The organism is Companilactobacillus halodurans, assembly GCF_009600995.1.
Classification (GTDB): Bacteria; Bacillota; Bacilli; order Lactobacillales; family Lactobacillaceae; genus Companilactobacillus; species Companilactobacillus halodurans.
This window is the reverse complement of record NZ_VDFO01000032.1, coordinates 1-12,243: the sequence shown is the minus strand read 5'-3', so window position 1 is coordinate 12,243 and position 12,243 is coordinate 1. Positions and strand designations below refer to the sequence as shown.

Genomic DNA, 12,243 nt, shown 5'->3' with positions numbered 1-12,243 from the left:
AAAAAAATATTATTTTAAAGGGTTATCCCTTAAAATCAACTTTGAGGCACCCTCATCAGTGATTAGAATCGTATGATGAGGTGCGTTTTTCATATATGATTGAATTGCTTTAGCCTTACTTTGACCACCGGCAATTGCAATCACATGTTCTATTTTATCAAGGTCCCGGACATGAAGTCCAATCCTAGGTACCTTATATACAAGTTTACCACTTTGATCGAAGAAATCACCAAAAGCTTCAGAAACAGCTTTTCCTGAGCTGACAAGTTTACGTTCCTTATCAGAAAGATTTCTTCTCTCAGCCATAATACTTGCGGTTCCAATGCTGTGAATCACAACATTACTTCTATATATTAAGTCAAGAACCGATTTAATTGAAGTCTCTTTTTGCAAAGATTCAAAACTTTTTTCGCTAATGTCTTCAGGAAGATACAAAGCACGGTACTGGCCTTGCGTTCTTAAAGCCATTTCGGCACAAACACTATTTGCCTGAATCGTAACTGACTCACCTACTCCACCTCGAGCTGGTAAAAAGACCAACTGACGGTTTTTTGATAAATCAGGTGAAAGATTTCTTGCAGCTCGTGCCAAGGTGCTTCCTCCAGTAACAGAAATCATTGACTGTCCTGTAAGAAGCAATGAGCCTAAAAGTTGATTGAGCCTTCGTCCAAATGAGTCAATCACACGGTATTGCTTGTCAGCATTACCTGGTAAAACAATACAACGACTGATTCCAAGTTTTGTACTAAGTTGTTTTTCCAAGATAGCCGTTCCTTGATAATCAGCTAAAATATCGGTTAACTTACCCACTACGTCGCTACCAGTTTCAGTAAGAGACATCCCTGACTTTGAAGACTCAAGCAACCCTTGCTTCTTCAATAGGTCTGTCTCAGTTCTTAAACCACGTTCCGTAATGTTGAGGTCATCAGCTAATACTCTGCGCCCGACCGGCTCCATTAATGAGATACTCTGAAGAATTTTAAATCGCTTTTCCAGAGTCTTAATGAAGTCTGGAGCGACTAAATCTAGCAATTCTAAATCTTCATTATTAGTCATCTGATATACTCCATGGGACTTATTTCGTCCCTGTATGTCTGTTTACGACCCATGTACTCCAAAAATAAAAGCTCGGATGAATCAAGTTCATCTCTCAAGCACAGTTATTAGTATAAACTCTCTTGTGAAAATATCAAGGGATATGTTTACGAAAAATCCAATTAATTCGATTTTTTTAGTGATTTACTTTTCACCCTAATGTGCGCTAAAATTATTATTGTACTTGCGCCGCTAGTGTAATGGATCGCACACAGGATTCCGGTTCCTGGAATGCGGGTTCGACTCCCGCGTGGCGCATTTTTTTGTTTCACAAACTATTGATTTTAAGTGTTGATAAATCAACTTTTTACACCGTTTTCAGAATATTATTACAAAAAATAAGATAATTCTTCGGATTTAGACCGAGAATTATCTTATTTTTTTCGTTTACTCTGAAAAATGAAGTGGCGTAAGGTTTGGTTGAAGATATCAGGTACCTCCGCCATAATGTCATGCCCACAATCATCAATAACGACTTGGCTAATACAAGGATTCTTCTCTGACATCAATTGGGCAAATCGATAGTTAAAATATGGACTTTCCTTCGCTACGACCAAATTAATGGGTACTTTAGTATTCAAAACAGTGTCGCGCCAATCTTTTTGAATGTGATCAAACAATAATGGCAAGTCTTTATCTCTATCAAAAGGATAATTAGCTTTAACTTTATTCAAATCAAAACTGATTCGACTATCTAAACCATGCAGCGTTTCATGGATACCATTAGGAGTGGTGACTTTTGCTTTGAAATTTTCCTGTGTAATATCTTCAAATCCATACTGCCAATCTTGACCATTTAACATCTTAGGTGATTGATCGATTGCCATAACCGTTTTGACATTACGATATTTGGACAAATACGCATAACAGATGCTTGCTCCCATTGAATGCCCAATCAAAATTGGTTTTTTAATCTGCAAATAATCAATTAAGCTTGCTAAATCATTGACCAGTTGTTCTATCGTCAAATTTTTATCAGTTCGCTGCGACTTACCTTGATTGCGATGATCGTAGGTGATGACTCGACAATTCATCTCTAAAAGGTATTCGACTTGAGCCTGCCAAACCTCTTGATAGCCACCAAATCCTTCTACTAATATAACAGGTTGGCCACTGCCACTATCTTGATAATCCAGTTTTATCTTGTCATTTGTTAAAAATTTCATCTTTTCTCCTATAAAAAAAGCCCAATCCACTAATGTGAATTCGACTCTTTTATACAATTTATTCTTTTGTCCAGGGATTCTCAACCAAAATTGGTCCCGAAATAGTTTTCATCATAATAGTTTTTGAACTATTAGCGTACTCCTCTAATGAAAAGCCGCTGCTTCCTAAAATGACTTGCAAATCGGCATGAACGCCAAATTGATTGAGTTTTTCTAAAAGTTTCTTTGCGCTGATTTTATCAATTGGCGTTTGAGTCTTTAAAATCAAATCCAAATCGCTAGTCATTTTGGCTGCTTTAGTTCTCGTAGCTAATTCAAAACCTACGCTACCACTGATTCCCCATCGATAGTTAGACAAAATTTGCGCTACTTTTGGTAATGCTTTAATTGCTGGCAATTCAAAACGTGTCGTCTTTTTAGTCCAAGCCTCATCTTGAACCAAATCAAAAGGCGTGATGACCTTCTTGATCTTCTTTTCAGAAAGATACGTTGCAAACCGATGCTCTCGTTTAATACCGCGAATACCAACCGGAATCAAATCACCTTGTTTTTTCTGTCGTCTAACTACAACCGTCAGTGAATTAGAAAAAATTTGTTCGGCCCAATCTGGCAGTCTATCGCCTGACAAATCATTAATAGAGTTAATTTCTAATAAATCGTGTGGCTCTACTTCTACCATTGTTCGTCCACTAATTTACGGACTTTGAGAGTAGCTTTACGACCACTTTCAATGGCAATTGGTGTTTGATAACGGAAATGTAAAGTTCTATCGCCATCGAGACTATCGATAGCACCTTGAATCAATTCCTTAACTTTAGCTACATTTTCGTCAGTTGCATCCCATGAACCGATACCCTTAACTAATTTGTACAAAGCACCAAGTTTTTCATAGTTATCGATATCATAAGCCATAGCTGGAACATGCTTCGTAGCTTCTTCTAGTTCGGCAATAGTTCTTTGAGTGATACGGGCAGCACTAGCCTTTGACATAGCTTGAATAGTGATTGAATCATCATCAAGTGCAATCATACGGTTAGATTGAAGACCATGTGCTAAGAAACCACCGGAAACAGCATCGCCAGGAATAAAGTCAATTACGGGGTGACCTGCTTGTCTAGCTTTAGCATAGGCTGCAGCACTTGAACCTAAAGCCAAGTGGATACCAATCAATTCCTCTTGGTAACCATAAGCTTGACTAGGAACATCAACGACTAGAATAATAGGACGCTTTGTGTCTTTATCTTTGTCTTCAGCAACAATGTTGTTAACGATGTTACCCACTGCAAAGCCTTCTTGCAAACCAACTTCACCTTCACGAACACGTGGGAAGTCATTGTTTTCATCAGGAACGATAGCAATGTATTCTTTGCCATCCTTATTAGCATGCAAAACTGTTGAAACTGGACTAGTAGCATTCTTGATGCCAGTCAATTTTTCAAACCACAAACGGCCACGACTCTTAGTACCAGCTTTGTCGCCAGCAGTAGCTTCTGGAATTTCATGCTTTGTAACTTTAATATTCTTATATAGTTTGTCATATGTTGGAATATCTAACTTCTTAGACAAGTCCAATTCATCTAGCAAGCTAAGGTAAAAGTCAGTTTGTTCTGTTCTCTTGCTATCCTTTTTCTTATCGATAGCATCGACGATTGAAGCTTTGATGTTATCAACAGTATCTTCAACCACTTCATCAACTAAGCCTGTCTTAAGACGTTGGTTAGTTCCTAAAGTATTCCAAATCAAGTTCTTATCGCTAGAGTCAAATTCACGAACGCCAGCTTCTTGTTCAATAACTTCTGGACCATTTAGACCAATTCTAGCTTTATTAGTTGTAATCAAGTATGACAAGATTGAGGCAGTAATTGACATACCACCAAATGATCCAACACGACCAGGAATAAGTCCGATAACTGGAACGTATTTCTTCAAAGCAATAACAGCATTTTGAATTTCAGAAATCGACAACAAACCATAGTTAGCTTCTTGTAGACGAACACCACCAGTATCCAAAACGATAATTGGATAGATTGTCTTGCCATTCTTGTTATCTTCTAAGGCCTTCTCTAAGGCTGCAACGATTTTGGCACCACTAACTTCACCAATACCGCCTCCTTGGAATTTACCTTCGATAGAAACGATCAAGACATTTTTGTCATTGATCTTACCTTTCATTAAAACAATTCCGTCATCACTTTCAGGAACGATATCTTGGGGCTCCAAATGTGGTGAAATCATGTCATCTAATGGTCCAACTAACTCTTTAGAAGTTCCAGCATCTAATAATGAAAGCGCACGTTCACGTGCATGTAATTCAACAAAACTATTTTTCATCTTTTAGTTCCTCCAATGCTTGAGTTAAACGAAGATTAACAACGCCCGGAGTTGAACCAAAGTCGTTGATTTCAGCGTTTACTTGGATTGGGTATCTGTCAAAGAAACGGTTCAAAACATTTTGCCAAACTTCTTTGAAACCATCGCTACCGGTAACAATATTAACTTCTGTCTTTTTATCTGTTGGTCTGAAAATAACTTCGAGGTCACCAGATGCTACAACACCAACGTGAACTGGTTTAGAAATTGCATCTTTAGTGTCGAAATTAAAGTGTAATTTTTCCATTTTTGTCTCCATTCTCTTTTTAATTGTTTATAAAAATTAGTCTGTTAAAAATTATGACCAACTTCTGAATTTTGCGGGTGGGTTGTATAGTCCATCAGACCACTTAACAAGATCATCCATATTTTGAGCTGCAAGAAGTGATCTCTTAGCTTCGCTACGGTGAACACCTAAGTCTTCTGGCAAGGCAACGATACCTCTAGCACGTAAATCAGCTAGTTGTTTAGGATTGCTTCTCAAACCTACAGGTGTGACACCAGCAATTGCCTCGATAGCAGCTTGTCTTTCGGCCATACTGTCGGTCTTATAAAGGTAAGCAATACCTTCTTCAGTCACAATGTGAGTTGTATCTTCGCTATAAATCATAATTGGAACATTAGCTAGCTTAGCTTCTTTTTGAACTTCTTCAGCATCCAAGTGGTCGACAAAGACAGGCTTCTTATTAGAACCGAATGTCTCAACCATTTGAACAACTAATTTTTGTCCCTTACCTAGTGGATCATCATCGGGACGAAGACTTTGCCAAGCTGGTGTTGAGTGACGACGGCCATGTGGATTGCTTCCCATATTAGGAGCTCCACCAAATCCAGAAAGACGACCGTTAGTAACAGTTGATGAATTACCATATTTATCAATTTGTAGAGTTGATCCAACGAACATATCAAGAGCATATTGACCAGCCATTTGTCCGAAGGCACGGTTAGAACGCATTGTTCCATCTTTACCAACGAAGAAAATATCAGGACGGTGAGCGATATAGTTTTCCATACCAACTTCTCCACCGAAACTGTGGATTGTTTGAATCCAGCCACTTTCAATTGCAGGAATCAAAGTAGGTGTTGGGTTAACTTCCCAGTTAGGAACAATCTTACCCTTCAAGCCTAGTTGGTCGCCATATGTTGGCAACAACAATTCGATTGCAGCAGTATTAAAACCAACACCGTGGTTAACTGTTTGAACGTTGTGTTTTTCATAGATACCACGAATGGCCATCATACCCATAAGGATTTGTAGTTCTGTAACATTTTGAGGATCACGTGTAAATAGTGGTTCCAATTGATATGGTTGATCGGCTGGAACAACGACATCGACCCAGTCGCCAGGGATATCAACACGTGGAACTTTATCAACGATTTCGTTAGCTTGAACGATAACGATTCCGTCTTTGAAAGCTGCAGCTTCAACAATAGCTGGAGTTTCCTCTGTATTTGCACCTGTGTAAAGATTACCGTCGCGGTCAACTTTATCAGCAGCAACTAAAACAACATTAGGAATCAAATCAACGTACAAACGAGCATACAATTCAAGGTATGTGTGAATATCGCCGACTTCCAAAGTTCCGTCAGCAATCATTTGGGAAATTCTTGTACTTTGGGGACCAGCAAATGAGAAGTCTAACTTCTTAGCGATTCCTGTTTCAAAAATATCCAAATGTTCTGGACGTGACACACTGGACATGATCATATGTAGGTCATGAACTCTTTCAGGGTCAACTGAAGCTAAAGTCTTTGAAAGAAAACTTGCTTGCTTTTGGTTATCCCCTTCCAAAACGACTTTGTCGCCAGGTTTAATGACGCTTTCTAATAATTGTTTAGCATTTTCTGTTTTAACTAATTTGCCATCCAAAATTGATGAAATGCTGCTCATTTTTTCAGCTTTTAAATCACGATTTTGGGTCCAACTTCTCTTAGCCATCGATTATCCTCTTTTCCATTTTTCTAACAAAAATTCAATATCATCAATATTCATACTATCCATTGTGATAGTTCTAAAATCCGAGAACTTGCTTTTAACTAATTTGGTAAAAGTATGACCCGGTTGTAGTTCAAGCGAAGTATCGATGCCAATTTCTTTTGCGACATCCATCATCGTATCCCAGTAAACAGGATGAACTAGATTATTGATCATATCGTATTTAATGCCGTCAACTTTTCTGACAGCATGACCATTGTAATTAGCTAAATAAGTACAATTAGGATCATGCAAAGTTACCTTTGCCAATTCTTTCTCCAATACATCAGCAACTGATTGCATCAAAGGAGAATGTGAAGGAACTGGCACCTTTAACAAGACTGTCTTTTGTGCACTGTGATCTTTTGCTAAATCTAAAACTTTTTTGATACCTGCAATCGATCCTGAAATAACAGTCTGTAATTCTGAATTTTGATTAGAAGTAAAGACTGGCTCATCTTCAGTATTGATTTGGTCGACCAATGCTGAAACCTCTTTACGAGTTAAACCAACGATTGCTCCCATTCCATATCCAGTTGGGTAAGACTCTTGCATCTTCGTTGAACGAACATAAACGATCTTAATTGCATCATCTTCACTGATAACATCTGCAGCCACTCCTGCAGCAAAAATACCTAAGGAATGCCCAGCAACTGCATCAGGTTGTTGATGAATCTTTTTTAATTGGCGGATATTAAATAATTGAAGCAATAAAATACCTAACTGAATCTGAATCGAATTTTGATAAGCCTTGTCATCATCGGTCAATTCAACTCCAGTTAAGGTTTTTACTCTCTCAATCATTTCTTGAGGGACATCTTTTAACATCCCACTTTTTTGACCACCTTGGCCCGGAAATATCCACAAAGTTTTGATAATTAATCACCTCCAACAAATCCTTCTTATTGATCTCACAAATTCAGTATAATTGCCCTTACATAACATGTATAATATAAAAAAAGCATGATACTTAACCAATTAGTTATATGAGGTGATAATTTGCAGTTGAATCAATTAAAGTACTTCGTCGTTGTTGCAAACCAAGAAAGTATCACAAAGGCGGCTAAAATTTTGTATGTCTCGCAACCAGCCGTCAGTAAGACTATCGGCCAACTTGAAGACGAATTAGAAACGACACTATTTGATCGAACGGGTCGGACTTTGAAATTAAACCGTGCTGGAAAACTGTTCTACAGCTATGTTAACGATAGCTTGGAAGAGTTGAATCGTGGCGTGTAAGCTGTTAAAGGTGGCCTCGATAAAACTGAACAGCCAATTTCTATTTTGATGGAAGTGGCATCTCCCTTTATCCCGAGCATTGTCGCTAACATTAAAAGTCGTTTCCCGAATGTCAGATTAAATATTGCCCAACACAATGTCCGCGAAACTGACTTCAAACAATTCGATTTCATTTTCTCTAGTAAAGCCTTGCAAGGGCTAACAAATGTTCCTGTATTAAAGGAAGAAATTTTTGTCGGGTGGAGTATCAGTTATGGTTATAGTCAACAATTCGTTAATCCAAAAGACCTTACAACTGAAAAATTCATTGGCCTCAGTCCTATCAATCCATTACGTCAAACGACCGACAATTACTTTTTGAAACGCGATATTACTTTGGACTACAAATATGAGACCGACGACCCAGCAACTGCTAGAGGTTTGATTGAAGCTGGCGTTAATTTGAGTTTTATCCCGTCAGTTACTTGGCAAACTATCAGTTCTAAAATTCAAATTGCTCGCTTGACCCCAGAGCCTTTACAAAGAACGATATTTCTCAGCTCCCCACATAAAAAATTAACTAGTATTCAACGAGAAATCAGTAATGAATTAATTTTGATTTTTTTAAGTTTCCAACGGTCAGAATTAAAAATATAGTTGCTTTTTTATTAGTTTGAGAATATATTGACCATATGCATTCCTTTTGTTGATCTCACAATCTAGCAAGAGGAGAAATTAACATGAATTCAAAAAAAGACACTACAAGTCCTGCCGCTGATATCGGCGATTACATGAAAGTGTTTGCTTGTACTGCCGTTATGATGCAGACCGTACTCAGTTTAGTTTTATCGACCAGTCCCAGTTTTAGTTTTCAGACACCAATTGGAATCATTTATAATTTGGTGAAATTTACTGCTCCAGCCTTTATTTTTGGTATTTTATATACTACGACTAGAACAACGAATCAAAATACCTTGGGCAATTATGGTGGATATATGAAAAAACAGTGGTCTGCTCTTTTTGTCCCTACTATTTGGTGGACATTAGCTTACCTCTTGATTTTTCCAAACGTTCAACAGGTCAACAAATTCAACAGCTTCGGATCATTTTGTTGGCACTTCATCAACGGTAATGCTGCTCCCCACCTTTGGTACAACACGATGATGTTGCAATTCATCATCTTGATGCCACTATTTTGGGCTTTGGCTCATTGGGTCAGAAATAATGCTAAGCGAGGACTTTGGGCAGTTGTTTTGACTATTGTCGTTTTCTTTGCTTGGATTTACTTCTACGACGTCCAAGTCTTCCATGGTCCCAACGAACAAAATTGGTACCTCCTAGATCGACTATTTGTCAGTTTCTTTATTTACGGCGTCTTTGGAGTATTAGCTTGGATGTTTCGGGCAAAATTTGAAACTTTTATCAAAAAATCATTTCCTATCTTGGTAATTTTATTTTTCGCCGTTTTCTACTGGACTAATCGCGAACTCTTCAGTTTCGGTTACCCAGTTCAATTGACCAACGCACCTTATTACAAACCTTCAATGACGATTTACGCTTTAGTAGTGATATTCTTGGTCGCTGCCTTAGCCATTCACCACATCAACAAGAGCTCTAAAGCTTTGCCGGTTTTCCATTTCTTAGCAACTTACGCTTATAGAGCCTACCTTTCCAACGTCTTTTGGCTTCAAATCATCTGGCGTTTAGGAGGTAAAACTTTACCAGCAGTCAATCCAATTCTAGCGATTATCGTTTGTTACGTTTTGACTTGGATTTTGTCATTTACTTCGGCTTACGTCTTCCACATTGCTTGGTCAAAAGTTAAATCAGCAATGAGCAGATCACGTGTCACACAGTCAGCCGAATAAATAATTTCCTATCTCGAGCTTTGTTTGTTGACCCATTATAAATATTATGCTAAATTAGCACTGTGCTATTAAGAGTGCTAATTAAAAACAGGAGGCATTTTATGTTAGTTCCTACAGTTATCGAACAGAGTTCACGTGGCGAACGTGCCTATGATATTTACTCAAGATTATTAAAAGATAGAATCATCATGCTATCTGGTGAAGTTAACAGCCAAATGGCCAATACAGTTATCGCCGAATTGTTATTCCTCGATGCCCAAGATTCAGACAAGGATATTTCCATGTACATCAACTCACCCGGTGGTTCAGTTACCGACGGATTAGCAATTATGGATACAATGAACTTCGTTAAATCTGATGTTCAAACAATTGCTACTGGTATGGCTGCTTCAATGGCCAGTGTGTTGTTGTCAGCTGGTACTAAGGGCAAGAGATTTGCTCTTCCAAATTCAACTGTCTTGATTCACCAACCATTAGGTGGTGCACAAGGTCAACAAACAGAAATTGAAATTGCTGCTCAAGAAATCTTGAAGACAAGAAAGAGATTAAATCACATTTTGGCTGATAATTCTGGTCAAACATTTGAAAAGCTTCAAAAAGATACTGATCGTGATAATTACATGACAGCTCAAGAAGCTAAGGATTATGGTTTGATTGATGACATCATGACTAATAAAGCTGATAAATAATTTTTATTAATCAAGAAAAAACATCTGAATAAATTTCAGATCACAAATTAAGGTAATGAAAAATCTAAAATTTTTCATTACCTTTTTTTCTGTCATTAAATAGACAATAAGGATATGGATTAAGAAAGACTAATTTCACAATGAAAATTTAAAATAATTTTGATAATATGAGCTGTGAAAGCGCTATATACGGGCGTTCAACTGGACACCCTTTTTTATTTAGTCTATCCTTAAATAGTTATTAGATTAAACAAAGAAGGGGTATATATGAATAAAGGTGAAATCCAAAATAGCTTAGCTCGCAAGTTATTCATTATAACTTTGCTATCAGGAACCTTCACAATGTCCATCAGCCAGTCATCGCTTTCTACGGCTTATCCTACATTGATGAAGTTCTTCGGCGTCACAGCACCAACTATTCAGTGGTTGACTACTGGTTTTATGTTGATTATGTGTATTATGATGCCAATTAGCCCTTGGCTATTAAGCAATTTTTCATTTAAAAAAATCTTTTTAACGGTTGTTGGTATTTTTGCAATCGGGACGCTGATTATTATCGTAGCGCCAAACTTTCCTTTAGCAATGCTAGGAAGAGCCTTAGAAGCCGTTGGGGTCGGAATTCTATTCCCATCCTTTCAGTCAGTTCTATTGACTATCACGCCTGAAAAAAAGCGTGGTTCTACCATGGGATATGCAGGTTTAGTCATGGGCTCTGCTCTAGCTTGTGGACCTATTATTTCAGGTATCGTTTTGAACTTTTTAAAATGGCAAGGTTTATTCGTCATTTTCCTACTGATAATGATTGTCATCTTTATCAGCGCACTCTTTAATATCAAAGACGTTATGCCACGTCACAAAGCAAGTTTAGATTTAGTTTCAACAGTTTATCTACTTGGTTTAATTGGACTCTTATACGTCGTTAACCAAGCCGGCAGTACTAGAAGTTTTGGTACAAGCTTGATTATCTTGTTAGTCGTCAGTTTAATCTTAACTGCCCTCTTCATTTATCGTCAGTTGACTAAAGATAAGCCATTGCTTGATTTAAAAGTTATGAAGAACTTTAACTTTGATTTAGCAGTTCTTCTAACAGGCTTTTCTTACATCTCATTGATCGTTGTCACTATCATTTATCCACTTTATTACCAAAATATTCTTCATACTTCAGTCTTGATGTCAGGTCTAGCATTAGTTCCACCTGCTATCGTCTTAAGTATCTTGAATCCTTTAACTGGTAAATTAGCTGATAAAATTGGCTTTAAGTCAACTTTAATCACTGGTATGTCAATGATCGTTATCGGCTGGTTCTTGCTATTCATCGTTCACACGCAATTATCTATCTGGCCAATGATTTTGATTGCGGTTCTGATTGAAGGTGGAAATGCCTTTGTCATGATGCCAGCAACTACTTTAGGTGGAAATTCTTTACCAGAAGACTTGATTCCTCATGGTACAGCTATTATCACGACAGTTAGACAGCTTTTAGGATCACTTGGTGTCAGCATCGCTACCTTGATTTTGGTCACAACGAACCAAAATCATCACCTACCTGACAACAGCGGATTCATTGGTTTCCAACATGTTTTTGCATTCTTCTTCGTTATGGCAATCATCGGCTTTATCTTTGCCCTATTAATCAAGAACAATAAAAAACAAACAAATTAATCTATTAACTAATAAAACAAAAATCCCGACCAAAATTAATAATTGGTTGGGATTTTTGTTTTTTCGACTTTTTTCGGCTGTTCGTCAAATTAAGTTGATGGCAGTTTACATAAGCAGTTAGATCATAATTGGTCTAGCTGTTTTTTATTTGGCTGACGAGCTTGCTCGGAGCCAAAAAATTTGAAGATTGATACGCTTAA

The 12,243-nt window shown here is 37.6% G+C and carries 12 protein-coding genes and 1 tRNA gene; 6 read left to right on the top strand and 7 right to left on the bottom strand.

Annotated elements, in window-relative coordinates:
- Positions 1–9: 9 nt before the first annotated feature.
- Entirely contained in the window at positions 10–1,056 is a 1,047-nt protein-coding gene (locus tag FHL05_RS08850) for a sugar-binding transcriptional regulator (protein ID WP_153385204.1), read from the bottom strand.
- A gap of 225 nt (positions 1,057–1,281) precedes the next feature.
- Between FHL05_RS08850 and FHL05_RS08845 the strand changes: the two genes are divergently transcribed.
- Positions 1,282–1,353: transfer RNA gene (locus FHL05_RS08845), tRNA-Arg, on the top strand.
- A 116-nt stretch (positions 1,354–1,469) separates the two neighbouring features.
- Here FHL05_RS08845 and FHL05_RS08840 read toward each other — a convergent pair.
- Genes FHL05_RS08840 through FHL05_RS08815 form a run of 6 tightly spaced genes read right to left on the bottom strand, consistent with a single transcriptional unit; the run spans position 1,470 to position 7,473 of the window.
- Positions 1,470–2,261: an alpha/beta fold hydrolase gene (locus FHL05_RS08840; RefSeq protein WP_153385205.1), complete on the bottom strand. Its 792-nt coding sequence runs from the start codon at positions 2,259–2,261 to the stop codon at positions 1,470–1,472.
- 58 nt (positions 2,262–2,319) lie between these two features.
- Positions 2,320–2,940: a malonate decarboxylase holo-ACP synthase gene (locus tag FHL05_RS08835; RefSeq protein ID WP_153385206.1), complete on the bottom strand. Its 621-nt coding sequence runs from the start codon at positions 2,938–2,940 to the stop codon at positions 2,320–2,322.
- Positions 2,934–4,592 carry a biotin-independent malonate decarboxylase subunit beta gene (gene mdcD, locus FHL05_RS08830; protein WP_153385207.1) on the bottom strand — a complete coding sequence of 553 codons (1,659 nt, stop codon included), beginning with the start codon at positions 4,590–4,592 and terminating at the stop codon, positions 2,934–2,936. Before mdcD ends, FHL05_RS08835 begins: the two co-directional genes overlap by 7 nt.
- A complete protein-coding gene (locus FHL05_RS08825; protein ID WP_153385208.1) occupies positions 4,582–4,878 on the bottom strand; it encodes a malonate decarboxylase subunit delta in 297 nt (98 codons plus the stop codon). Before FHL05_RS08825 ends, mdcD begins: the two co-directional genes overlap by 11 nt.
- Positions 4,879–4,929: 51 nt before the next feature.
- The gene (gene mdcA, locus FHL05_RS08820) at positions 4,930–6,570 is read right to left on the bottom strand and encodes a malonate decarboxylase subunit alpha (RefSeq protein WP_153522490.1); all 1,641 of its coding nucleotides are present in this window, start codon (positions 6,568–6,570) and stop codon (positions 4,930–4,932) included.
- Positions 6,571–6,573: 3 nt separating this feature from the next.
- Positions 6,574–7,473 (bottom strand): ACP S-malonyltransferase, encoded by a 900-nt coding sequence (locus FHL05_RS08815; RefSeq protein ID WP_153522488.1) that lies wholly within the window; start codon positions 7,471–7,473, stop codon positions 6,574–6,576.
- 132 nt (positions 7,474–7,605) lie between these two features.
- On the opposite strand from FHL05_RS08815, the gene FHL05_RS08810 reads away from it, so the two are divergent.
- The 5 genes from FHL05_RS08810 to FHL05_RS08790 all read left to right on the top strand — a co-directional run bounded on the left by FHL05_RS08810 (position 7,606) and on the right by FHL05_RS08790 (position 12,043).
- Entirely contained in the window at positions 7,606–7,845 is a 240-nt protein-coding gene (locus tag FHL05_RS08810) for a LysR family transcriptional regulator (protein ID WP_153522486.1), read from the top strand.
- Positions 7,846–7,893: 48 nt separating this feature from the next.
- Positions 7,894–8,481, top strand: a complete 588-nt coding sequence (locus FHL05_RS08805) for a LysR family transcriptional regulator substrate-binding protein (RefSeq protein ID WP_238706886.1) — start codon at positions 7,894–7,896, stop codon at positions 8,479–8,481.
- Positions 8,482–8,564: 83 nt separating this feature from the next.
- A complete protein-coding gene (locus FHL05_RS08800) occupies positions 8,565–9,692 on the top strand; it encodes an acyltransferase family protein (RefSeq protein ID WP_153385212.1) in 1,128 nt (375 codons plus the stop codon).
- A 101-nt stretch (positions 9,693–9,793) separates the two neighbouring features.
- Positions 9,794–10,381 (top strand): ATP-dependent Clp endopeptidase proteolytic subunit ClpP, encoded by a 588-nt coding sequence (clpP, locus tag FHL05_RS08795; RefSeq protein WP_153385213.1) that lies wholly within the window; start codon positions 9,794–9,796, stop codon positions 10,379–10,381.
- A gap of 267 nt (positions 10,382–10,648) precedes the next feature.
- Positions 10,649–12,043: an MDR family MFS transporter gene (locus FHL05_RS08790; RefSeq protein ID WP_153385214.1), complete on the top strand. Its 1,395-nt coding sequence runs from the start codon at positions 10,649–10,651 to the stop codon at positions 12,041–12,043.
- The last annotated feature ends 200 nt before the right edge of the window (positions 12,044–12,243 follow it).

Coding starts and splice junctions, on each gene's coding strand:
- FHL05_RS08850 (WP_153385204.1), bottom strand. CDS start 1,056: ATGACTAATAATGAAGATTTAGAATTGCTAGATTTAGTCGCTCCAGAC.
- FHL05_RS08840 (WP_153385205.1), bottom strand. CDS start 2,261: ATGAAATTTTTAACAAATGACAAGATAAAACTGGATTATCAAGATAGT.
- FHL05_RS08835 (WP_153385206.1), bottom strand. CDS start 2,940: ATGGTAGAAGTAGAGCCACACGATTTATTAGAAATTAACTCTATTAAT.
- mdcD (WP_153385207.1), bottom strand. CDS start 4,592: ATGAAAAATAGTTTTGTTGAATTACATGCACGTGAACGTGCGCTTTCA.
- FHL05_RS08825 (WP_153385208.1), bottom strand. CDS start 4,878: ATGGAAAAATTACACTTTAATTTCGACACTAAAGATGCAATTTCTAAA.
- mdcA (WP_153522490.1), bottom strand. CDS start 6,570: ATGGCTAAGAGAAGTTGGACCCAAAATCGTGATTTAAAAGCTGAAAAA.
- FHL05_RS08805 (WP_238706886.1), top strand. CDS start 7,894: ATGGAAGTGGCATCTCCCTTTATCCCGAGCATTGTCGCTAACATTAAA.
- FHL05_RS08800 (WP_153385212.1), top strand. CDS start 8,565: ATGAATTCAAAAAAAGACACTACAAGTCCTGCCGCTGATATCGGCGAT.
- clpP (WP_153385213.1), top strand. CDS start 9,794: ATGTTAGTTCCTACAGTTATCGAACAGAGTTCACGTGGCGAACGTGCC.
- FHL05_RS08790 (WP_153385214.1), top strand. CDS start 10,649: ATGAATAAAGGTGAAATCCAAAATAGCTTAGCTCGCAAGTTATTCATT.